This is a genomic window from Variovorax sp. H27-G14, from assembly GCF_046156345.1.
Classification (GTDB): Bacteria; Pseudomonadota; Gammaproteobacteria; order Burkholderiales; family Burkholderiaceae_C; genus Variovorax.
Window position 1 is genome coordinate 380,290 of sequence record NZ_JAYLVN010000004.1, and the last position, 22,023, is coordinate 402,312.

Below are 22,023 nucleotides of genomic sequence, written 5' to 3' on the forward strand. Positions count from 1 at the left end.
CCCCTGACCCAAAGGAAAAATCATGGCTTCGAATACCGTTTCTTCCGCTTCTTCACCCTCCGTGCTGACCGGCAAGGTCGCCTTCGTCACCGGCGGTTCGCGCGGCATCGGCGCGGCCATCGTGCGCCGCCTGGTGCGCGACGGCGCCGCCGTGGCCTTCAGCTACAGCAACTCGCAACCAGCTGCCGACGAACTGGTGCGCGCCATCGAAGCCGAAGGCGGCCGCGCGCTGGCACTGAAGATCGACAGCGCCGACGCCGACGCGCTCAAGGCCGGCATCGACCGCGCCGCCAGCCACTTCGGCGGGCGCATCGACATCCTTGTCAACAGCGCCGGCGTGTTGCACCTGGGCCCGGTCGACCAGTTCAGCCTGGCCGACTTCGACCGCACCCTGGCCGTGAACGTGCGCGCAGTGTTCGTCGCCATCCAGGCCGCGCTGGCGCACATGGGCACGGGCGGGCGCATCGTCAACATCGGCAGCACCAATGCCGAACGCATGCCGTTCGCGGGCGGCAGCGTCTACGCCATGAGCAAGTCGGCGCTGACCGGGCTGGTGCAGGGCCTGGCGCGCGACCTTGGCCCGCGCGGCATCACGGTCAACAACGTGCAGCCCGGCCCGGTCGACACCGACATGAACCCCGCCAACGGCCCGATGGCCGCCACCATGCACAGCTTCATGGCCATCGAGCGCCACGGCCATGCCGACGAAATTGCCGGCATGGTGGCTTACCTGGCGAGCCCGGAAGCCGCGTTTGTCACGGGTGCCGGCTTGAACATCGACGGCGGCTTCGCGGCTTGACGCGACCTGGCGCGATGGGCTCAGTCGGCGCGCTGCACCGCGTCGATCAGCTTGTCCAGCGTCGCGCCCAGCAGCGCCAGTTCGCCGGCATCGACACCGGCGAACAGCGCGGCCTCCCGCTCGCGGCCCAGGGCGCTCACCGTTTCGTGCAGCGCCTTGCCGGCCGCGGTGAGGTAGAGCCGGCTGCGGCGCTGGTCGGTCGGGTCTTCATGGCGGCGCACGCGCTGGTGGCGCTTCAGCCCGGCCAGCGCGCGGCTCACCGCCATCTTGTCGAGGCCGGTCTGCTCCGCGATCTGCGTGGCATGCAACCCCGGTTGCGCGCCCAGCACGGCCATGGCGCGCCATTCGTTCAGCGTGAGCTGGTGCTCGCGGCCCACGCGCTCGTGAAACGGCCGCGCCGTGAGGTTGACCACCCTCACCAGCTTGAAGAAGAGGGGGTCCATGCCCGGCGCTGCATCCGCCGCTTCAGCCGGCCAGCTTCTTCGCAGCCGCGACGATGGCCTCCACCCCCACGCGCGACTGCGCCTCCAGCACCGGCGCATAGCCCACCGGAATGCGCGGCGCACCCAGCCGCGCCACGCGGCAGCCCGTGGCCTCCGCCGCGCTGGCCGCAATCTCCGCGCCAAAGCCCGCGGCCTGCACCGCCTCATGCACCACCAGCAGGCGCCCGGTGCGCGCGCACGACGACAGCACCGTCTCGCGGTCCCAGGGCCACAGCGTGCGCAGGTCGATCAGGTCGACCGCAATGCCCTGGGCCGCCAGCGCGTCGCAGGCCACCGTGCAGGCCTGCATCTGCTTGCTCCAGCTCACCAGCGTGAGCGCGTTGCCCTCGCGCACGCGCGCCGCCTTGCCCAGCGGCACGGCAATGCCTTCGTCCACCGCGCCGCGCACGCCCCACAGCGCCTTGTGCTCGATGTAGACCACAGGGTCGCCGCACTGCAGCGCCGCGCGCAGCAGGCCGTGGTTGTCCTGCGGGGTCGACGGGCACACCACCACCACGCCCGGCAGGTGCGCGAACCACGCCTCCAGCGACTGCGAATGCTGCGCCGCCGAGGCGTCCCAGATGCCGCCCGGCATGCGCGCCACCAGCGGCACGCGGCCCTGGCCGCCGAACATGAAGCGGTTTTTGGCGGCCTGGTTCACCAGCTCGTCCATGCCGCACAGCGCGAAGTCGACCACGCGCATTTCCACCACCGGGCGCAGCCCCGCCAGCGCCATGCCCACGCCGGCGCCCATGATCGCGGCCTCGCTGATGGGCGTGTCGATCACGCGCTCGGCGCCGAAGTGCTGCTGCAGCCCCTTGTACTGGCCGAAGATGCCGCCGCGGCCCACGTCCTCGCCCAGCACCACCACGCGCGGGTCGGCCGTCATCTCGCGTTGCAGGGCGAGCACGGCGGCCTCGGCATAGCTCAGGTCTTGGGTCAGTGCCATTGGCCGGCTCCGGTGGTCTGCACGTCGGTGAAGGCGGCGCTGGCGTCGGGCCAGGGCGCCGCGTCGGCAATGGCCAGCGCGGTGTCGACCTCGTCGCGCGCCGCGTTCTCCAGCGCGTCGAGCGCCGCGGGGGCGACGCCCATCGACAGCAGTTGCCCGCGCGCCCGCGCGATGGGGTCGGTCTGCAGCGCGGCGGCCAGCTCGGCCGGGTCGCGGTAGGCTGCCAGGTCGACCGACACATGGCCCTTCACGCGGTACGTGAGCGCATGCAGCAGGCGCGGGCCGCTGCCGGCGCGCACCTCGGCCACCAGCGCGGCGGCGGCCTGGTGCACCGCGAACACGTCGTTGCCGTCGACCTGCGTGGCCGCGATGTCGAGCGCCGCGGCGCGTGCCGAGGCGCCTTCGCCCGCCGTCATCGGGCCGCTGGCGGTGGTGGCGCTCCAGCGGTTGTCCTCGCAGACGAAGAGCACCGGCAACTGGTACACGCGCGCCCAGTTCAGCGCTTCCAGAAAGGGCCCGCGGTTGATGGCGCCGTCGCCGAAGAAGCAGACCGTGATGTCGTCACGCGCTTTCAGCAGCTTCTGCGCGTGCGCCGCCCCCACCGCAATGGGCAGCCCCGCCGCCACCACGCCGTTGGCGCCCAGCATGCCGACCGAAAAATCGGCGATGTGCATCGAGCCGCCCTTGCCGCCGTTGAAGCCGGTGGCCTTGCCGAACAGCTCGCACATCATCCGCGTGAGGTCGGCGCCCTTGGCCAGCGTGTGGCCGTGGCCGCGGTGGGTGGACGTCAGGTAGTCGGTGGAGCGCAGGTGGGCGCACACGCCGGCCGGCACCGCCTCCTGTCCGGTGGACAGGTGCAGCGGCCCGCGCACCTTGGCCGCGCCGGCGGCCTGCTGGCCATAGGCGCTCACGCCGCCCTGGCTGGCCGTTTCGGCGGCGTTCTCGAAGGCGCGGATGCGCACCATGACGCGGTACAGCGCCTGGGCGGCAGCGCCGGATGTGACGGGGTTCATCTTGTCTCCAACGCCCTTGGAACGGGCGCTTTGGCAAAAATCGTATCAAGCGAGAGGGAATCGACGTTACCGGGCTAACCCTTCGATGGGCGAGCCGGTGCTTTCAGGGCATGTTTGGCGGGGCACGCAATGCTTGATATGATCCATATACGTTTCATATACAAAAATCCATCATGGGCATCGTCAAGATTTCAGACCTCATGCACGAAAACCTGCGTGTCGCAGGCAACGCGCTGAGCCGTTCCATCAACGCACAGGCCGAGCACTGGATGCGCATCGGCATGCTGGCCGAGCTGCATCCCGCGCTCGATCACCGCGACATCTGCCAGCTGCTGATTCGCGCCGAGCAGGCCGGCGGGTTCGACCTGGCGACGGTGTCGGCCCTGTCGGCCGCGCTGGCCGCACCGGTGGCGCCGGAGGTTCCAGTGCCACCAGTGCCCCCGGTGCCACCAGTGCCACCAGTGCAGCGGATGCCCCTGGCCCGCCCCGCACGTGCTGTCGCAGCGCCCCGCAAGGCCGGAGCGGCCGCATGAAAAGCGGCGTCACCCTCAAGTCGCCGGCGCAGATCGCCATGTCCCGCGCGGCCGGCCATCTGGCCGCCGAGGTGCTCGCCTTCATCGGCGAGCATGTGAAGCCGGGCGTCACCACCGAGGCGCTGGACGCCCTGTGCCACGACCACATCGTGAAGGTGCAGGGCGCCATTGCGGCCAACATCGGCTACCACGGCTTTCCCAAGACGGTCTGCACCTCGGTCAACCACGTCATCTGCCACGGCATTCCGTCGGCCAAGGAAACCCTGAAGGACGGCGACATCGTCAACATCGACGTGGCCGTCATCAAGGACGGCTGGTTCGGCGACTGCAGCCGCATGTACTTTGTGGGCGAGCCGAGCGAGCTGGCGCGCCGGCTGGTCGACACCACCTACGAAGCAATGCGCGCGGGCATTCTGCAGGTGCGCCCGGGCGCCACGCTGGGCGACGTGGGCTACGCAATTCAGAAGGTGGCGCACCGCGAGCACTTCAGCGTGGTGCGCGAGTACTGCGGCCACGGCATCGGGCAGATCTACCACGACGAGCCGCAGGTGCTGCACTACGGCCAGCCCGGGCAGGGCCTGCGGCTGGAGGCCGGCATGGTGTTCACCATCGAGCCCATGATCAATGCCGGCAAGCGCGACACCCGTGAGCTGGCCGACGGCTGGACCGTGGTCACGCGCGACCGCTCGCTGTCGGCGCAGTGGGAGCACATGGTGGCGGTCACGCCCGACGGCTTCGAGGTGCTCACGCCCTGGCCCGAAGGCACGGGGCACTACCCGGCCATCGCCTGAACAAGCGGTGAGCCGGGGGGCTCAGTGCCCGTCGGCCGTAGGCAGCAGGCTGCGCGGCGTCACGCCGAACGCGTTCTTGAACGCCCGCGAAAAGTGCGACAGGTCGTTGAAGCCGCACTGCAGCGCCGCCTGCGACACCTGGTGCACCCGGCCTTCCTTGAGCACACGAAAGCTGGCCTCCAGCCTGCGCTTCCACACGTGGTGCATGACCGTGGTGCCATGCGTCGCGAACACCCGCGCCAGCGTGCGCGGAGAAATGTGCACGGCCGCCGCGATGCCGTCGCCGTCGAGTTCGCTGTCCTCCAGGTGGGCGTCGATGTACTGGTTGGCGCGCTGGTAGGCCGAGCCGTAGCGCGAGCCTTGCGCGCCGTCGGCGGCGTGGGCGTCCTGCACTTCCATCGCTGCGCTCAGCGTGTCGAGGAAGGCGCCCGCCAGCCGCGCGCCGGCGGCACTGGGTGCGCTGCTCCCGGCTCCCGCACCGCTCTCACCACCCATGGAAAAGTCGAACGCCTCCTCCGCCATGCGCATCAGCAGCGTGGCCATCGAGCGGCCCTCGGCAATGCGCACCGTGGCCATGCCCTCGGCGCGTGCAAAGCGCGACAGCAGTTGCTGGCGCGGCATGCGCACCAGCAGCATCGAGGCCGGCGCCAGGTGGTGCAGAAAGGGGCGTGCCGAGTCGTACAGCACGATGTCGCCCGGGCGCACCTGCACGTCGCGCCCGCCTTGCTGCAGCAGGGCCGAGCCCTCCTGCATCAGCACCGCCACAAAGTCTTCCTCGGGTGCCACGCGCACATGGTGCGGCGTGCGGTCGAAGGTGTGCGGCTTCGAGCTCATGCGGCACACCGTGAGGTTGCCCAGCGTGTGGCCGGTGAGCGAGCCCTCGAAGTTGCCGGCATGGCTGAACTTGCCGGCCGCCGGAATCAGGCGCTTGCAGACCGACTCGGCCCAGTAGTCGAGCCGGCGGGCGCCGCTGACGTCCGTTGTGGAATAGCTGAATTGCATGGCTTCCTCTGGAGGGAACACGTGCCGCCCTGGCCGGGCGCCTGCTTTGCTGCGAAGGCAGCAAAGCGCCGCTGCAAAAAATGTACCCAGGCCCCTGGCCTCCCGGGCGTATGCGCCGGCGCATTCGATTGAAGTCGCGCGCCAGGGCCTTGTCGACAGGGAATCCCCCGGGGAGGGCCAAGCGCGCCTGCATGTCGCCCGCGTCCGACGCCAGCGACAGCCAATCCTGCATACCCGTGCAGGACAACGCCGCGTCCCGCATTTGGGGCCTCCCGCGGGCGCATGCGTGTGGCATCGTCGCTCCCCTATTGCGCCAAACCGCTGGCGCCTACCGTTCAAGCAGCAGGAGCACACCATGATCAAGATCGGCATCGTTGACGACCACGCCGTCGTCCGCACAGGCCTCAAGGCGTTCTTCTCCACCTTTGTCGACTTCCGTGTGGTCGGCGAGGCCGCCACCGGCCGCGAAGCCATCGACCTGGTGCGCACCTGCGACATCGACGTGCTCGTGATGGACCTGTCGATGCCCGGCCAGAGCGGCATCGACGCGCTGGCCATGGTGCGCGCCAAGGCACCCGACCTGGGCGTGCTCATTCTCAGCGGCTACCCCGAAGAGCATTACGCGGTGAACCTGATTCGCCAGGGCGCCTCCGGCTACCTCAACAAGGAATGCGAGCCCGAAGAAATTGCCAAGGCCATTCGCACCGTGGCACTGGGCCGCCGCTACATTTCGCCCTCGGTGGCCGAGCTGCTGGCCGGCCAGCTGGAGCGCAAGGACAACGCGCCGCCGCACAAGCACCTGTCGGAGCGCGAGTTCCAGGTGTTCCTGAAGCTGGCCAAGGGCGAGTCGGTGGGCGCCATCGGCGAGGCGCTGTCGCTGTCGGTGAAGACCATCAGCACCTACCGCACGCGCCTCATGGAAAAAATGAACCTGTCCACCAACAGCGACCTGACGTACTACGCGATCAAGACGCAACTGATCGACTGAGCAAGCCTTGCGTTTCGGCGTGCGCCACCGCGGCACATTCAAGACGGTCGCCTGGACTTTCATCCTGACGCTGGCCGCCACGCTGCTGGTGCTCAACCTGAGCAGCGGAGAGAAAAAGCTCGACGAGCAAGTCAAGCGCGAATACGCGCTGCACGACGCTCAGTACCAGCGCGCGCTGGGCGTGATGCTGGGGCCGCCCATCACCGAGGGCAACCGCTTCGAGGCCTTGCAGAACGGCGACCAGATCTTTCCGCCCATGCTCGCGGCCATTCGCGGCGCCAGGCAGAGCATCACCTTCGAGACCTACATCTACTGGTCGGGCGACATCGGCCGCACCTTTGCCGACGCGCTGTCCGAGCGCGCCCGCGCGGGCGTGAAGGTGCATGTGCTGCTCGACTGGGTGGGCAGCGTGAAGGTCGACGCCGACTTCGTGCGCGAGATGGAAGCCGCGGGCGTTCAGATCCGCAAGTTCCACAAGCCGAGCTGGTACGACATTGCCCGCATGAACAACCGCACCCACCGCAAGCTGCTGGTGGTGGACGGGCGCACCGGCTTCACCGGCGGCGTGGGCATTGCGCCCGCCTGGACCGGCCACGCGCAGGATGCGGACCACTGGCGCGACTCGCACTACAAGGTCGAAGGCCCGGTGGTGGCGCAGATGCAGGCGGTGTTCATGGACAACTGGGTGAAGGTGTCGGGCGACGTGCTGCACGGCGAGCGGTACTTTCCGGCCATTGCGCCGATGTCCCCGGCAGGCGACGGTGACAGCAAGGGCCGCGCCCAGATGTTCAGCAGCTCGCCTTCGGGCGGCAGCGAGAGCATGCACCTGATGTACCTGCTGTCGATTGCGGCGGCCACCAAGACCATCGACCTGTCGAGCGCGTACTTCGTGCCGGACGACCTGACCGTGGGCGCGCTGGTGGCGGCCATGCAGCGCGGGGTGCGCCTGCGCATCATCACGCCGGGGCCGATCATCGACTCGCAGACCGTGCGCGGTGCCTCGCGCGCGGCCTGGGGCCCGTTGCTGGAGGCCGGCGCCGAGATCAGCGAATACCAGCCGACCATGTTCCATTGCAAGGTCTTCACGGTGGACGGGCTGCTGGTGTCGGTGGGCTCGACCAACTTCGACAACCGGTCGTTTCGCCTGAACGACGAGGCCAACCTGAACATCTACGACGCGGCCTTTGCCGCCGCGCAGACGGAGCAGTTCGAGGCCGACCTGCGCGAGTCGAAGCGCCTGACCTTCGCGCAGTGGAAAGGCCGCCCGCTGCACGAGAAGGCGCTGGAGCACCTGTCCTCGTTGCTGTCGTCGCAGCTCTGAGCCGCGGCAGCGGTGTTCAGCTGGCGCATGCTCAGCTGGCGCGTGTTCAGCTAGCGCGTGGCCGGCACGCCGCGCGCACGATGCGCGCCGTCGGGTTCGGCTTCATGTCGCGGAACAGCACCGGCTTGGGCGCGTCGGCGTAGTGGGCCACATGGTGCGGCTCGCCCTGCCACATCGGCTCGGTGTAGTAGCGCGCGGCCATGTAGCTGGCGCGGCGCGACTGGCAGTCGAACACCACGCGCGACTCGTACGAGCGGTAGGCAATGCCGTCCCAGTTCAGGCGCGGCGAGGCGCGGTTCACGCGCAGGTTCATCGCCTTGTCGCTTGCCGCCACGGCCACGCGGTCGGGGTCGACCTGAACCGTGTCTGCCCCCTTGTCCAGCGGATCGCCCACCACGGTGAACCAGCCAGGCTGCGCGTGCGCGACGCAGCCGACCATGCCGAGTGCCATCAACCAGTGCCTCACAACCTTGACTCCCAAGGAAGGCCCACCAGAGGGCCGAAAAAAAGCCGGCTGGAACAGCCGGATGCGGAAACATCAATTTACATCGAACGCGGCCGCGCGCGTGTCGGACGGCGCCGAAGGCGCAGTGGCCCGTGCGGGGTTTGCGTTGGGCAAACTAAGGCGGTGAACACCCTCAAGCACCTTTCCATTTCCGTCGCGCCCGACCTCGCCTCCCCCGACATTTCCGTGTCCGCCATTGCCTTGTCGCCTCCTGCGCCCGAGGCCTGCCTCGTGCTCGCGCACGGCGCCGGCGCGGGCATGGCGCATCCGTTCATGCAGGCCGTGGCCGAAGGTCTTGCGCAGCGGCGCATCGCCACGCTGCGTTATCAGTTTCCCTACATGGAACAGGGCAAGAAACGCACGGACGCACCCGCGCTGGCGCATGCCACGGTGCGCGCGGCGGCGGCGTGCGCGACGGCGCGGTTCGACGGTGTGCGGCTCTTTGCCGGCGGCAAGTCGTTCGGCGGGCGCATGAGCTCGCAGGCCCAGGCGCTCGCGCCGCTGCCGGTTGTGCAGGGCCTGGTGTTCATCGGCTTTCCGTTGCACCCCTCGGGCTCACCCGAGGCCGCGGCCGCTCGCGCCGCGCATTTGCAGCATGTCGATGTGCCGATGCTCTTTGTGCACGGCCCGCGCGACACGCTGGCCGAGCCCGGCCCGTTCCACCTCGCCACGCAAGCGCTCGGCGCGCTGGCCACGGTGCTGGAAATCGACGGCGCGGACCACGGCTTTCATCTGCTCAAACGGTCAGGGCGCAGCGACGAAGAAGCAATGGACGAACTGCTCGACGGCATCGCGGTGTGGATGCAGGCCTGGCGCATCGGCTGATCGGCTGAGCGGCTGGGTGCGGCTGCGTGCGGCCAATCGACAGACTGGGGCCTTGCAGGCAAGGTCGTCCTTCACCTACGCCGGCTTGCCCGATGGGCCGACGCCATGCGCACGCCAATCTTCGGACCATGGGTTTTCGGTCAGCCACAAAGCAACTCAGAGAGGCTGACGACTTGCAACCCGTCCTGTCATGCAGACAGGCAATGAAAGGACTCCAGAGATGGCTTACAACGAAGCAACCAACGACACCCTGAACACCGGCCCGGTGCTGGCCAACGGCGACGTGGTGGACGTGTTGAACGACCTGCTCGAAAACACCCGCGACGGCGAATACGGCTTTCGCGCCTGCGCCGAAGAAGTGAAGAGCCCCGCGGCCAAAACGCTGTTCGCGAGCCGCGCCGTGCAATGCAAGACGGCCGAAGCCGAGCTGATTGCGCTGGTCACCGCTTACGGCGGCACGCCGGCCGACGGTGGCACCGCCAGCGGCGCACTGCACCGCGGCTGGGTGCACGTGAAGGGCACACTGGGCGCCAACAGCGAACTGTCCATTCTCGAATCGTGCGAGCGCGGTGAAGACACTGCCGTGGCCCGCTACCGCAAGGCACTGAAGAACAACCTGCCGGCCGATGTGCGCGCCGTGATCGCGCAACAAGCCGAAGGCGCGCAGCGCAACCACGACCAGATTCGTGACCTGCGCAACGCCGCACGCGCCAGCGAGTGACGAGGCTTGCTGAGCGCCCCTCGGCGCTCAGTGCAGTTCAGAAAAAGGCCGGGATCTCCCGGCCTTTTTCACGTGCGCGCTCACCGGGGTAGCGCACCTGCTGCAGCGCCTCGAAGCCCTTCTGCGTGACCGCCAGCACCTGCACCACGCGCAGGCCCGGCATCTTTGCGGTGTCGGCGGCCGAGGGCACCAGCGCGAGCACCAGGCCCGCGTCGCGCAGCTTCAACACCGCATCGACATCCTTCGTTGCGGACATCACCAGGGGCAGCCGCGAAGCGGCAATCTGCTTGAGCATTTCGGTCGACATGGTGGCTCCTTTGTGGGGTGTGGTGGTTGGGTTGCTCTTCGGGTTCGAGCGTTGGCCGGTCGGGAACATACCGATGCGCGCCAGCACGCCGCGTAGGACCGCGCCCAGCCGCGCGCAGGCAAAAACCGGCACCGTGATTGCCGCTTCGGGAAACCCCGGATGCCCACCGCCCCGCCGCGATGGGATAGTTAGTTCGCCCTTCAAACTAACTAATTTCTTACACCGTTGGTTGCTGCAGGGCGCACCAACATTGGAGAGACATCGATGCAACTGAAACACACCCTGGCCGCCATGGCCTTCGGTCTGACGGCGGTGGGCGCCATGGCGCAGACCGTGGTCGGCGTGAGCTGGTCCAACTTTCAGGAAGAGCGCTGGAAGACCGACGAGGCCGCCATCAAGGCCGAGCTGGAGAAGCTGGGCGCCAAGTACATCAGTGCCGACGCGGGTGGCTCGCCAGAGAAGCAGCTCGGCGACATCGAGGGCCTGATGGCCAAGGGTGCCAAGGCCCTCATCGTGCTGGCCATGGACAAGGACGCCATTCTTCCCGCCGTCACCAAGGCCACGCGCCAGAAGGTGCCCGTGGTGGCCTACGACCGGCTCATCGAGGCGCCCGGTGTTTTCTACATCACCTTCGACAACGTGGAGGTCGGCCGCATGGAAGCGCGCGAGGTGCTCAAGGTCAAGCCCAAGGGCAACTACGTGATCATCAAGGGCTCGCCCAGCGACCCCAACGCCGACTTCTTGCGCGCGGGGCAGCAGGAGGTGCTGGCCGACGCCATCAAGAAGGGCGACATCAAGATCGTCGGCGACGAGTACACCGAAGGCTGGAAGCCCGAGGTCGCGCAGAAGAACATGGAGCAGATCCTCACCAAGAACGGCAACAAGGTCGACGCGGTGGTGGCGGCCAACGACGGCACGGCCGGCGGCGCCGTGGCGGCGCTCACGGCCAAGGGCCTGCGCGGCATTCCGGTGTCGGGCCAGGACGCCGACTTTGCGGCCCTCAACCGCATTGCACTGGGCACGCAGACCGCGACCATCTTCAAGGACTCGCGCGAGCTCGGCCGCGAGGCCGCCATGGCGGCCGTTGCCATGTCGCAGGGCAAGCCCGTTGACAAGGCCGCGACCTGGGCCAGCGGCCCCAAGAAGGTGTCGCTGCAATCGCGCCTGCTGACGCCCGTGCCCGTCACGCGCGACAACCTCGAAGTGGTGGTCAAGGCCGGCTGGATCAAGAAAGACGAGCTCTGCAAGGGCGTGACGGGCGCCAGCGCGCCCGCGGCCTGCAAGTAACGCAACCGGCGCGTTCGGCTTAAAAAGCACAACGCGCCCCTTTCCCGCAATGCAGCCACCGGCCAGCCCCGCAAAGGGCCTGCCGCTGGCTGGTTGCGCATCCGCATTCCTGAGGGATTAAAAAAATGAGCGATCCAACACCGGGGTGGTGGCGCCGCACGGGCATCGACTTGCGGCTCATCCTGATGTGCCTGCTGCTGGTCGTCATGGCCGTGGTGTTCAGCGTGATGTCGGGCGGCGTGTTTCTCTCGCCCGAGAACCTCTACAACGTGGCGCAGCAGACGGCCGTGGTCGGCATCGTGTCGACCGTGATGGTGCTGATCATCGTGGCGCGCCACATCGACCTGTCGGTCGGTTCGGTGATGGGCTTCGTGGGTGTGCTCATTGCGTACCTGCAATACACCTCGGGCTGGTCGTGGCCCACCGCCTGCCTTGCGGGGCTCGCGGTGGCGTTGCTGGTGTCCATCTACCAGGGCTGGCTCACGGCGATGCTGGGCGTGCCTTCGTTCGTGGTGACGCTGGGTGGCCTCATGTCGTTTCGCGGTGCGGCCTTTCTGGTGGCCGACGGCAAGACGCAGCCGGTGAACGACGAGTTCTTTCAGCGCCTGGGCGGCGGCTACGACGGCGGCATTGGCGTAACGGCCAGCTGGGTGATTGCGGGCGTGGTGGCGCTGGTGCTGTTCGCGCGCATGTTCCAGAAGCGCCGCGCGCGTGCCCGCCACGAAATGCCCAACGAGCCGCTGTGGCTGGAGCTGTTGCTCACGGCGGTGCCGGCGGCGGTGGTGATCGGTTTTGCGGCGGTCATGAACCACTACAAGATCGACTCGAAGGACGCGCCGCAGGGCATTCCGATTCCGGTGCTGATCTGGGCGGCGGTGGCCATCGTGCTGTCGTTCATCGTGCACCGCACGCGTTTTGGCCGCTACATTTTTGCGATGGGCGGCAACCCGGATGCGGCGGCGTTGGTGGGAATTCCGGTGAAGCGTGTCACGTTGATGTTGTTCGCGTTGCTGGCGGTGCTGGTGACGATTGCGGCCATCGTGTCCATTGCACGTTTGAACGCGGGCACCAACTCGCTGGGCAACGGCATGGAGCTGTACGTGATTGCGGCGGCGGTGATTGGCGGCACGGCGTTGGCGGGTGGCAGCGGCTCGATTTTCGGCTCGGTGTTGGGCGCGCTCATCATGCAGTCTCTGGACAGCGGCATGCTGTTGCTGGACGTACCCATCGGCAAGCGCATGGTCATCATCGGGCAGGTTCTGATCGTGGCTGTCGTCTTCGACGTGCTGTATCGGCGCAAGTTCGGGGAGAGCTGAGGTGATGCTCTGCTTGTTCTGGGCGCGCTGCTGTTCAGGGCGCGCTCGCGAGGGCGGGGTACCTTGCTCCGCGAATGTCCCCCGGCCTGCGGCCTCCTCCTTTATTTCGCTGCGCAAGGCACCCCACCCTCACGAGCGTTATTCGGAGCAGTGGTTGATCGCGCGATCACCCAGAGCGTGCCCTGGTGCACAGGGCGTCGGGTGCTCCCCGCAGCGAAATAAAGGAGGAGGGGCGCAGCCCCGGGGGACATTCGCGGAGGGGAGTACCCGGCGGCCGGTGCACGCGCCCCGAAGGAATTTATGCCCCACGCACAGTTCAGCAGTCGTTCCACGAAAGAAACTGAGATGACAGCAGTAGACAAATCCAGCCCCCTGGTAGAGCTGAAAGACATTCGCAAATCGTTCGGAGGCGTCAAGGCGGTGGACGGTGTCAGCGTCAACCTCTACCCCGGTGAAGTGGTGGCCCTGCTCGGACACAACGGCGCCGGCAAATCCACGCTCATGAAAATGCTCGCGGGCGCCTACCCCATCGACTCGGGCGACACACTCATCGCAGGCGAAAAAGTCAATATTCGCACCCCCGCCGAAGCACAGGCCCAAGGCATCGAAACCATCTACCAGACCCTTGCGCTGGCCGACAACCTCGACTCCGTGGCCAACCTCTTCCTCGGCCGCGAGAAAATGACCGCCTGGAACACCCTGGATGACCACTTCATGGAAGTGCAGGCACGCAAAGTGTTCCAACGCCTGAACAAGAACTTCACCAACATCCGCATCCCCGTGCGCCGCCTCTCCGGCGGACAACGCCAGGTGGTCGCCATCTCGCGCGCGCTGTACTTCAACGCCCGCATCCTCATCATGGACGAGCCCTGCGCCGCGCTCGGCCCCGAAGAAACCGCCATGGTCGGGCGCCTTGTGAAGCAACTGAAGGACGACGGCGTGGGCATTTTCCTCATCACACACGACATGCCCGACGTGTTCTCCCTCAGCGACCGCCTCGCCGTCATGAAGAACGGCAAGCTCGTGGGCACCTACCGCACCGCCGACGTCACCGAAGACCAGGTGCTCGGAATGATCATTGCGGGCAAGCGGCCCGACGGCAAGGAACAGGCACCGCACGCCATCACCGCAGCCACAGCCGCATCGGCCTGACGTGACCACCATAGGCGACCAGCAGTTGCTCAAGCGCATGAACCGCAGCGTGCTGCTGCGCCTGCTGCGCGCGCAGCCCGGCCTGTCGCGTGCGCGGCTGGCCACCGAGAGCGGCCTCACCAAATCCACCGTGAGCCTGCTGGTGCGCGAGCTGATCGACGAAGACTGGCTCAGCGAAGGCGGCACCGCGATGGCCGACGGGCTCGGGCGGCCGTCGACACCGCTGCAGATCAACGTGGGCGTGCGCGCGCTCATGGGCGTGGAGATTGCCGTGGAAACCGTGCGCCTGGTCTGCGTGTCGCTGCAGGGCGAGGTGCTGTACTCGGACACCCACGCGCTCACCGATGGCACACCGGCCGGCGTGTGCGCGCAGGTGGCGCGCATGGCCGCCGCCGCCAACGTGCAGCTGAAGCAACGCAGGCTGCGGCTGTCGAGCATCGGCGTGTGCGTGCCCGGCGCGGTGGACGACTGCACCGGCGTCGTGCGCTTCGCGCCCAACCTCGGCTGGCGCAACGTGAGCCTGCTGCCCGCGCTGGAGCAGGCCTTTGCCGCCGTCGGCCTGCCGGGCGTCACCGTGCAGTTGCAGAACGATGCCGACGCCGCCGCGCTGGGCGAATACGAGTTTGCTGCGGGCGAGGGCGAAGACCCGCTCATCTTCGTCAACTGCGACGTGGGCGTGGGCGCGGGCGTGGTGCTGAACGACAGGCTCTTCACCGGCGCGCAGGGCATGGCGGGCGAAATCGGACACACCATCCTCGAGCTCGACGGGCCGCTGTGCTCGTGCGGCCGGCGCGGTTGCGCCGAGGCTTTCTTCGGCTCGCGCGTGCTGGCGCGCCAGGGCGCCGACATGGCGCGCGCCGCGGCGTTCTTCGGCGTGCTGCTGCAGAACCTGTGGGTCACGTTCAACCCACGCGCCATTGTGCTCGGCGGGCAGGCGTGCGCGGCGCATCGCGGCTTTGCGCAGGCGGCGTTCGAAAGCGTCAAGCGGCATGCCGACGGCGCGGGCATGCCGCCGCCCGAGCTGCGCACCGCGCGCTACGACGCGCTGGCGCCCGCTGTGGGCGCCGCCGCACTGGCCCTGCACGAGTACCTGCGGCCGCTGCAGCCCGACGCCAAGGCGCGCCGCGCGCGCGCGCTGGCCCACGCTGCGGTCTGATCAGTCGGTCGGTTCAAGCCGGTGCGGGCGCGGCATCTTCTTCCGTCTGCTGCCACCCGCGCAGCCGCCGGTACAGCGTGCCGCGCGACACGCGCAACTGCCGCGCCGCCTGCGACACATTGCCGCCGTGCGCCGCCAGCGTGTCCTCGATCAGCTTTCGGCTGTGCGCGCTCAGCGTTTCCGCTGGCGGCGCGGTGTCGTCGCTCACAAGACTCGCGCCCGCCGCAAGGTCCACAGCGTCCGGCCCGCGTTCGATGGCCATCGGCGCGGCATCGCCCGGCATCGCCACCGCATGCCTGAAGTCCGCGCCGTCCCGGCCTTTCAGGTGTGCCTGCACCCACACGCCCAGCCCGCTTGCAAGCCGCAGCGGCTGTGCGGCTTCTCGCCGCCCCAGCCGCAGCAGGCTTGCCAGGTCGTGCCCCAGCAGGCATTCGACGTCTCGCTCGTCCGCCGCCTCGGGCAGCCGGCCCAGCAGCCGCGCGCCGGCGTTGTTGAGCCAGGCGATGGTGCCGTCGGGCGCAATGCCCGCCAGCGCCTCCAGCGGCGTGCCCAGCAGCGTGGGGCTGGACTGAAAGCGCAGGATCAGGTGGTCGCGCGACTGCGCCTGCAGCAGCCGGTTCTCGATGGTGGTGGCATACAGCGCCACCATCGACGCCGCGTCGAAGCCAAAGCGCCGCGCCTCCGCCGTCAGGTCGAGCACGCCCGCGAGCTGCCCCGTCACGTCGCGTATCGGCGCGGCCGCGCACTGCATGTGGCACAGCACGTCGAAGTAGTGCTCCGCGCCGTCGACCGTGCAGGCCTGCCCGGTGCTGGCCACGATGCCCGGCGCCGTGGTGCCCACGATGCGCTCGGAAATGTTCACGCCCACGCGCGCCGTCTTGCGCAGCACCGGCTGGTGCGCGGCGGCCGGCTGCTCGGTGACGTGCACCACCACGCCTTCGCGGTCGGTGAGGATCACGCGGCAGTCGGTGCCCGCGAGCATGTTCTCCAGTTGCGCCAGCTCCAGGCGCGCCACCTCCAGCAGCTGGCGGTTGCGCGCCAGCGTGGCGTGCAACCGGCTGGGCGTGACCGCGTCGAAGGGCACGATGCGCTGGCGGTCGGTGTGCGTGCGGGTGCAGCGCAGCCACGACTGAATCACCGCCTCGCCCACCAGGCCAGAGGGGCGCACGCCTTCGTCGAAGAACTGCCGCCGCGCGAGCGCCACGCGCTGCGCCGGCGTGCTGGCAAAAAGCTGGCGCGGCGCATCCGCCGTGCCAATGGTGTCGAGGGCCATGGGGTTCGTTGCCTCCCTGAGCGGGGTCGGTGGGGACCACCACCGAATGTGTTCCGCAATGGAACAGCACCGGACTGGGGAAATCCCCAAGATGAACGCGAAGCCCGCGCAGACCATCCTTGCGGCACAAAGGAGACCTGCGATGACAAAAACACACTCCGGGCTGCGGATGCTCGCCGGCGCACTGCTGTGCGTGGGCATATCGAGCGTTGCCACGACCGCGGCCCAGGCCCAGGCCCAGAACGCACAGGAGCGCGCCGCAAGCGCCACCAAGCGCGTCGACGGCAGCTTCATCCGTGCCAACGCGGCGCAAAAAACCCCCGACTGGCCCAGCGTGGGCCTCGACTACGCGGAGTCGCGCTTCAGCAAGCTCGACCAGGTGAACGCGGCCAACGTGAAAGACCTGGGGCTGGTCTGGTCGTACAACCTGGAGTCGACACGCGGCGTGGAGGCCACGCCGCTGGTGGTGGACGGCATCATGTACGTCACCGCCTCCTGGAGCGTGGTGCACGCCATCGACACGCGCACCGGGCAGAAGCTGTGGACCTTCGATCCGCAGGTCGACAAGTCCAAGGGCTACAAGGGCTGCTGCGACGTGGTGAACCGCGGCGTGGCCATCTACGAAGGGCGCATCTACGTGGCGGCCTACGACGGGCGCCTCATCGCGCTGGACGCGGCCACCGGCCAGAAGGTCTGGGAGAAAGACACGCTGGACGGCCAGAAGGGCAGCTACACCATCACCGGCGCGCCGCGCGTGTTCAAGGGCAAGGTCATCATCGGCAACGGCGGCGCGGAGTACGGCGTGCGCGGCTTCGTGACCGCCTACGACGCCAAGACCGGCGACCAGAAGTGGCGCTGGTTCGTGGTGCCCGGCGACCCGAGCAAGCCCTTCGAAGACGCTTCCATGGCCAAGGCGGCCAAGACCTGGGACCCCAGCGGAAAGTACTGGGAGGCCGGTGGCGGCGGCACCGCGTGGGACAGCTTTGCCTTCGACCCCGAGCTCAACCTGATGTACGTGGGCACCGGCAACGGCTCGCCGTGGTCGCACAAGGCGCGCAGCCCCAAGGGCGGAGACAACCTCTACCTGGGCTCGGTGGTGGCGCTCGACCCCGACACCGGCAAGTACAAGTGGCACTATCAGGAGACCCCCGGCGACAACTGGGACTACACGTCCACCCAGTCGATGATCCTGGCCGACATGAAGGTGGCGGGCAAGGCGCGCAAGGTGCTGCTGCATGCGCCCAAGAACGGCTTTTTCTTCGTCATCGACCGCACCAACGGCAAGTTCATTTCCGCGAAGAACTTCACCGAGGTGAACTGGGCCACCGGCTACGACAAGAACGGCCGCCCCATCGGCGTGGCCTCTGCGCGCGACGGCACCAAGCCCAACGACGCCATTCCGGGGCCGTTCGGCGCGCACAACTGGCACCCGATGTCGTTCAACCCGCAGACCGGCCTGGCCTACCTGCCCTCGCAGCACGTGCCGATCAACCTCATGGACGACAAGGACTGGAAGTTCAACGAAGACGTGCCGGGCCGCCCGCACGCCGGCCTGGGCTGGAACCTGGCCAAGTTCGCGAACGTGGAGCCGCCCACCAGCAAGCCCTTCGGCCGCCTGGTGGCCTGGGACCCGGTGGCGCAGAAGGAGGCCTGGGGCGTGGACTATGTGTCGCCCTCGAACGGCGGCACGCTCTCCACCGCCGGCAACCTGGTGTTCCAGGGCACGGCCGACGGGCGCCTGCTGGCCTACAACGCCAAGACCGGCGAGAAGCTCTGGGAAACCCCCACCGGCACCGGCGTGGTGGCGGCGCCATCGACCTACATGGTGGACGGCAAGCAGTACGTGTCGGTGGCGGTGGGCTGGGGCGGCGTGTACGGGCTGGCGCAGCGCGCCACCGAAAAGCAGGGGCCGGGCACGGTCTACACCTTTGCGGTGGGCGGCACGGCCAAGATGCCCGACTTCGTGCAGTACCGCATGGACAAGCTGGTGCAGGGCGTGAAGTACGACCCCGCCAAGGTCCAGGCCGGCACCATGCTGTACGTGAGCAACTGCGTGTTCTGCCACGGCGTGCCGGGCGTGGACCGCGGCGGCAACATTCCCAACCTGGGCTACATGGACGCGGCGTACATCGAGAACCTGGACAAGTTCATCCTGAAGGGCCCGGCCATGGCGCGCGGCATGCCGGACTTCACGGGCAAGCTCTCGGGCGACGACATCGAGAGCATCAAGGCCTTCATTCAGGGAACGGCGGACGCCGTTCGGCCCAAGTAGGCCGGGCGTTTGTTGCCTAGCGGCCGCCGTACCAGTACAGGGTGCTGGCGGCCCAGGTCGACTTCGGGTAGTTCGCGTGCAGGGCCTGCAGGCCCTTGCGCGACCAGTCGCCCACCGTCTTGTCCTGGCAGGTGTAGCGCGCCATCTTCACCGCCACCGAGAGCGCCTGCGGCACCAGCGCGTCGGCCTTGTCGCGCTGCATCAGCGCCAGGCTTTCCTGCGTGAAGTAGACCGAGTCCGGTGGCACGGCACGCAGCCGGGCGACCAGCGCGGCCTGCTGGGTGCGCTCGGCCTGCGGCACGAAGGCGGGGGGCTCGAAGTCGGCGGCGGTGGCCGCCTGTCCACCGGATGCCTGCACGCCCGATGTCTGCGCGCCCGATGTCTGCACGCCGAGCGGGGCGCACCACTTGCCGTAGGTGCCGGGCGCCAGGTTGCGCTGCGCCGTCAGGTCTTGCGCCGGCGCAAGCGGCGTGGGCCGAATGTCCCATGAGGCGCCGGGCAGGTGCGGCGGTTGCAGCGTTTCGGTGGTGCTGGCCATGCGCTCCAGCAGCAGGCGGTGCCATGCGGCGGTGTCGCCCGGCGCCAGCGCGAGCGAACGGCGGATGCCGGCGATGGGGTCGGGGCCCTTGGCCGGCGTGGTCGGCAGCGAGGCCACGCGCATCTGCGCCGCGCGGCGGGCGGTGGCGTAGTCCTCGGCCAGCACCGCGCGGGTCCATGCGGTTTCCAGCAGCGTGTCGCGCAGCGCGGGCGCCAGCGCCGGGTCGGCGGCCAGGCGCAGCCACATCGCCAGCGGCGCGCGCGTGTTCAGGAAGCGCACCACGTCGTCGTCGAAGGCACTGGCCAGCGGCACCGCGCTGGGCTTGGCTTGCGTGGCCTCGGGGTCGCGGCGCGCCACCACCGGGCGAATCGCCAGGCGGCGCCATTCGTCTTCCGACGCGGCCGTGGGCAGCAGCAGCGCCTTCACCAGGTTCTGGCCCGAGAGGCTGTGCGCAATCAGCGGCGAGTCGGCCGCGCCGGCGACCAGGGCGCGCGCCTCCTTGAAGCGGCCCTGCGCAAACAGGCGCTGCGCGCGCAGTTGCGTGGCGGCGAAGCGGGCGGGGTGGTCGTCGGGCACGGCGGCCAGCGCGGCCTGCAGTTCGGCTTCGCGTTTGTCGTCGGCTGCAGTGCTGGCCGGCACCAGGCTCGCTGCGGCCATCAGCCAGGCCAGTTCGTGGGTGCGCTGGTAACTGCTCCAGCTGAATTTTTCGCGCCACTTGTCGCTGGCCGTGGTGGTGTCGGCAGGGCCGTCGAAGCCGCGCACCGTGCTGAGCCACTGCACCAGGTCCGACGGGTTCGCCGAGCCCACGTACCTGCAGCCGCCGATGGCGCAGGTACGGAACTCGTGGTTCAGCAGCAGCAGCCGGGCGGCTGCCGCATCGGGCGGGCCCATCGTCTTCAGGCTGTCGGCCAGGCGCTGCAGCCGCGTGCCGGGCGTGAGGTAGCGAATGCGCAGCGCCTCGGCCAGCCGGTGCACCGACGCGTGCAGCGCCTGCAGGCGCGGGTTTTTCAGCAGCGGCAGGGCGATGGCATCGACCTCCCTGGTGAGCGCGGCCTGCTGCTTCAAGGCCTCGGCGCTTTCCTTGCCCGGGCCGTCGCTCTCCGAGTAGGAAGGCTCACCGCCCGGGTTCTGGCGCGCCAGCACGCGCAGCCGCATGTAGGCGGCCAGGTCGCGCCAGGGGCTGGCCTTGTCCGCGGAGATGTCGGTGAACGCGGTGTCGGCGCCGTCGAGGTCGCCGGCGTAGAAGTGCTGCGCGGCCTGTTGGTAGGCGTGGTCGGCTGTGAGCCAGGCGGGCGAATTGACGGGAAGGGCAGGGAGGGTAGAGAGGGCAGCGGGGGCCGGCGCGGCGGCAGCGGCCGTGCCGGGCTTCTCGCTGCAGGTGTCGAACACCGCGTCCTGCGCCTGCAGCCAGTGCAGCACGAACGGGCCGGCGGCCTTGTCGCTTGCGGCGCGTTCCATGCGCTGGCCCAGCGTCTTGGTGGCGTTGCGAAAGGCGTCGCCATAGAAGCAGTTGGGGCTTGCCTGCAGGGTGTCTGCATTCCATTGCGGCGCTTGCTGCGAAGGCGGCGTGGCGGGTGCCTTGGCCACGGGCAGCGGATGGCCCAGCCGGGCATAGGCGCCGGTGCGGGCCTGGCGCCAGTCGGTCCAGGCCGCGTCGGCTTCGTCCATGCCGTTGTCTTCGCTCGGCAACTGGCCCAGCAACTCGGAGAAGGCGCGCACCGCCTCGGGTGAAAAGGCCTGCCCGTGCAGGCGCCAGTACCAGAACACCTGGTAGGGCACGAGGTAGTCGGTGTAGTAGCCGGCGGGCCGCTCGATGAACTCGCGCACCGGCTGGTCGGGCCGGGTGGTGGCGAAGAACAGGTCGACCGGCTCGTAGCCGCCGCTGGCGTGCGTGGCGGCGGCGGCGAGCGATGCGGTCAGCGTGAGCAATTTGAAGCCGTCGAGCAGTCTGAAGCCGGCGCGCAGCGCGCGTGTGTGTGAAGCCGTCATGGTGTCGTGTCCCTGGTGTCGAGTTTTTTGAAGTCTTCGTTCTTCCATGTGCCCGTGTGGAACACATAGCGCCGCTTCACGCCGCGCAGCACCGGCCAGGGCTCGCCCAGCAGCAGCCCCGCCGCGTTGCGGCAGGCCGGCACGCTGGCCGCGCCGGTGGCCTGCAGCCGCTGTCGGATGCGGGCGGATTCCGCCCCCATGCGGAAGTACATCGGCACGGTCTCGTCGAGCAGCCCGGCGGGCAGCCACGGGTCGCTCATGCACCACGAGGCCAGCGCCGTGGCCGACAGCCGCACGCCGCGCGCGCGCAGCGGCTGCAGGCGCCGCAGCAGCGCCACATAGGCCTCGCGCTGGCTGCGGCGCGCCTCGAAGTCGAGCTGCACCCAGCCCGACCGGCTGTGCGCCGCGGCGTGTTCCAGCGCGGCGGCAATGGCCTGCTGCTGCGCGTCATTGACGGGGGAGGGCGCGAGGTTGTCGAGCGTGATGTGCACCACCGGCACCACCACCACGCCGGGTGCGATGCGCAGCGGCCATTGGCGCCAGGTGGTGCGGCTCTGTTCGCCGCTCAGGCGCACCGTGGCGTGCAGGTAGGCAACGCCCACGCCTTCGGGCAGCGAAGTGAAAAGCTGGGGCCGGTCCCACATCCACAGCAGCGTGGGTGTGACGGGTTGGCCGGCGATGCCTTCATGCGTGAACAAGGCCAACAAGGCCGACAGGGCCGACAGGGCCGACAGGGCCAGCACAGGCAAGGTGCCGCGAAGACGCATGAATGAAAGGGGTGAGCGTGCGGGAAAGCCCGGCGAG

The 22,023-nt window shown here is 68.8% G+C and carries 20 protein-coding genes and 1 pseudogene; 12 read left to right on the plus strand and 9 right to left on the minus strand.

The window, feature by feature from the left end; all coding sequences use genetic code 11:
• Positions 1 to 22 precede the first annotated feature (22 nt).
• Positions 23 to 799, plus strand: a complete 777-nt coding sequence (locus VLK31_RS14340) for an SDR family oxidoreductase (RefSeq protein ID WP_409169068.1) — start codon at positions 23 to 25, stop codon at positions 797 to 799.
• Positions 800 to 819: 20 nt separating this feature from the next.
• On the opposite strand, the gene VLK31_RS14345 is transcribed toward VLK31_RS14340, so the two are convergent.
• From VLK31_RS14345 to VLK31_RS14355, 3 genes are read right to left on the minus strand one after another with little or no spacing between them, the layout of a single operon-like run.
• Positions 820 to 1,242, minus strand: coding sequence for a MarR family winged helix-turn-helix transcriptional regulator (locus tag VLK31_RS14345; protein WP_409169069.1), 423 nt, complete (start codon positions 1,240 to 1,242; stop codon positions 820 to 822).
• Between the two features lie 22 nt (positions 1,243 to 1,264).
• Entirely contained in the window at positions 1,265 to 2,230 is a 966-nt protein-coding gene (locus VLK31_RS14350) for an alpha-ketoacid dehydrogenase subunit beta (protein ID WP_409169070.1), read from the minus strand.
• Positions 2,221 to 3,243 carry a thiamine pyrophosphate-dependent dehydrogenase E1 component subunit alpha gene (locus VLK31_RS14355; RefSeq protein WP_409169071.1) on the minus strand — a complete coding sequence of 341 codons (1,023 nt, stop codon included), beginning with the start codon at positions 3,241 to 3,243 and terminating at the stop codon, positions 2,221 to 2,223. The genes VLK31_RS14350 and VLK31_RS14355 overlap by 10 nt, the downstream gene beginning before the upstream one ends.
• 173 nt (positions 3,244 to 3,416) lie before the next feature.
• On the opposite strand from VLK31_RS14355, the pseudogene VLK31_RS14360 reads away from it, so the two are divergent.
• Both VLK31_RS14360 and map read left to right on the plus strand, forming a co-directional pair.
• Positions 3,417 to 3,656: pseudogene (locus tag VLK31_RS14360) on the plus strand (ParD-like family protein); the annotation flags it as partial.
• 116 nt (positions 3,657 to 3,772) lie between these two features.
• Positions 3,773 to 4,567 carry a type I methionyl aminopeptidase gene (map, locus tag VLK31_RS14365; RefSeq protein WP_409169072.1) on the plus strand — a complete coding sequence of 265 codons (795 nt, stop codon included), beginning with the start codon at positions 3,773 to 3,775 and terminating at the stop codon, positions 4,565 to 4,567.
• Between the two features lie 21 nt (positions 4,568 to 4,588).
• On the opposite strand, the gene VLK31_RS14370 is transcribed toward map, so the two are convergent.
• A complete protein-coding gene (locus VLK31_RS14370) occupies positions 4,589 to 5,569 on the minus strand; it encodes a helix-turn-helix domain-containing protein (protein ID WP_409169073.1) in 981 nt (326 codons plus the stop codon).
• A gap of 355 nt (positions 5,570 to 5,924) precedes the next feature.
• On the opposite strand from VLK31_RS14370, the gene VLK31_RS14375 reads away from it, so the two are divergent.
• Both VLK31_RS14375 and VLK31_RS14380 read left to right on the plus strand, forming a co-directional pair.
• The gene (locus VLK31_RS14375; RefSeq protein ID WP_409169074.1) at positions 5,925 to 6,557 is read left to right on the plus strand and encodes a response regulator; all 633 of its coding nucleotides are present in this window, start codon (positions 5,925 to 5,927) and stop codon (positions 6,555 to 6,557) included.
• A 7-nt stretch (positions 6,558 to 6,564) separates the two neighbouring features.
• On the plus strand, positions 6,565 to 7,878 hold the full coding sequence (locus VLK31_RS14380; protein WP_409169075.1) for a phospholipase D-like domain-containing protein: 1,314 nt from the start codon (positions 6,565 to 6,567) through the stop codon (positions 7,876 to 7,878).
• A gap of 46 nt (positions 7,879 to 7,924) precedes the next feature.
• Here VLK31_RS14380 and VLK31_RS14385 read toward each other — a convergent pair whose 3' ends face one another.
• The gene (locus tag VLK31_RS14385; RefSeq protein ID WP_409169076.1) at positions 7,925 to 8,329 is read right to left on the minus strand and encodes a surface-adhesin E family protein; all 405 of its coding nucleotides are present in this window, start codon (positions 8,327 to 8,329) and stop codon (positions 7,925 to 7,927) included.
• A 177-nt stretch (positions 8,330 to 8,506) separates the two neighbouring features.
• Here VLK31_RS14385 and VLK31_RS14390 point away from each other — a divergent pair, with 177 nt between their 5' ends.
• Positions 8,507 to 9,208: an alpha/beta family hydrolase gene (locus VLK31_RS14390; RefSeq protein ID WP_409169077.1), complete on the plus strand. Its 702-nt coding sequence runs from the start codon at positions 8,507 to 8,509 to the stop codon at positions 9,206 to 9,208.
• Positions 9,209 to 9,428: 220 nt separating this feature from the next.
• Positions 9,429 to 9,929, plus strand: coding sequence for a ferritin-like domain-containing protein (locus VLK31_RS14395; protein WP_409169078.1), 501 nt, complete (start codon positions 9,429 to 9,431; stop codon positions 9,927 to 9,929).
• Positions 9,930 to 9,966: 37 nt separating this feature from the next.
• Here the strand turns inward: VLK31_RS14395 and VLK31_RS14400 are convergent, their stop codons facing one another.
• Positions 9,967 to 10,236, minus strand: a complete 270-nt coding sequence (locus tag VLK31_RS14400; protein WP_409169079.1) for a hypothetical protein — start codon at positions 10,234 to 10,236, stop codon at positions 9,967 to 9,969.
• 264 nt (positions 10,237 to 10,500) lie between these two features.
• On the opposite strand from VLK31_RS14400, the gene xylF reads away from it, so the two are divergent.
• The 4 genes from xylF to VLK31_RS14420 all read left to right on the plus strand — a co-directional run bounded on the left by xylF (position 10,501) and on the right by VLK31_RS14420 (position 15,147).
• A complete protein-coding gene (gene xylF / locus VLK31_RS14405) occupies positions 10,501 to 11,523 on the plus strand; it encodes a D-xylose ABC transporter substrate-binding protein (protein ID WP_409169080.1) in 1,023 nt (340 codons plus the stop codon).
• Positions 11,524 to 11,648: 125 nt separating this feature from the next.
• Entirely contained in the window at positions 11,649 to 12,839 is a 1,191-nt protein-coding gene (locus tag VLK31_RS14410; protein WP_409169081.1) for a sugar ABC transporter permease, read from the plus strand.
• Positions 12,840 to 13,184: 345 nt separating this feature from the next.
• Positions 13,185 to 13,991: an ATP-binding cassette domain-containing protein gene (locus VLK31_RS14415; protein WP_409169082.1), complete on the plus strand. Its 807-nt coding sequence runs from the start codon at positions 13,185 to 13,187 to the stop codon at positions 13,989 to 13,991.
• A gap of 1 nt (position 13,992) precedes the next feature.
• Complete coding sequence (locus tag VLK31_RS14420; protein ID WP_409169083.1) at positions 13,993 to 15,147, plus strand: ROK family protein; 1,155 nt, start codon at positions 13,993 to 13,995, stop codon at positions 15,145 to 15,147.
• Between the two features lie 13 nt (positions 15,148 to 15,160).
• On the opposite strand, the gene VLK31_RS14425 is transcribed toward VLK31_RS14420, so the two are convergent.
• Positions 15,161 to 16,420: a helix-turn-helix domain-containing protein gene (locus tag VLK31_RS14425; protein WP_409169084.1), complete on the minus strand. Its 1,260-nt coding sequence runs from the start codon at positions 16,418 to 16,420 to the stop codon at positions 15,161 to 15,163.
• A 142-nt stretch (positions 16,421 to 16,562) separates the two neighbouring features.
• Between VLK31_RS14425 and VLK31_RS14430 the strand changes: the two genes are divergently transcribed.
• Positions 16,563 to 18,692, plus strand: a complete 2,130-nt coding sequence (locus VLK31_RS14430; RefSeq protein ID WP_409169085.1) for a PQQ-dependent dehydrogenase, methanol/ethanol family — start codon at positions 16,563 to 16,565, stop codon at positions 18,690 to 18,692.
• A 16-nt stretch (positions 18,693 to 18,708) separates the two neighbouring features.
• On the opposite strand, the gene VLK31_RS14435 is transcribed toward VLK31_RS14430, so the two are convergent.
• Together VLK31_RS14435 and VLK31_RS14440 are read right to left on the minus strand one after the other, a co-directional pair.
• Entirely contained in the window at positions 18,709 to 21,219 is a 2,511-nt protein-coding gene (locus tag VLK31_RS14435; protein WP_409169086.1) for a hypothetical protein, read from the minus strand.
• Entirely contained in the window at positions 21,216 to 21,986 is a 771-nt protein-coding gene (locus tag VLK31_RS14440; RefSeq protein WP_409169087.1) for a hypothetical protein, read from the minus strand. Before VLK31_RS14440 ends, VLK31_RS14435 begins: the two co-directional genes overlap by 4 nt.
• Positions 21,987 to 22,023: the final 37 nt, after the last annotated feature.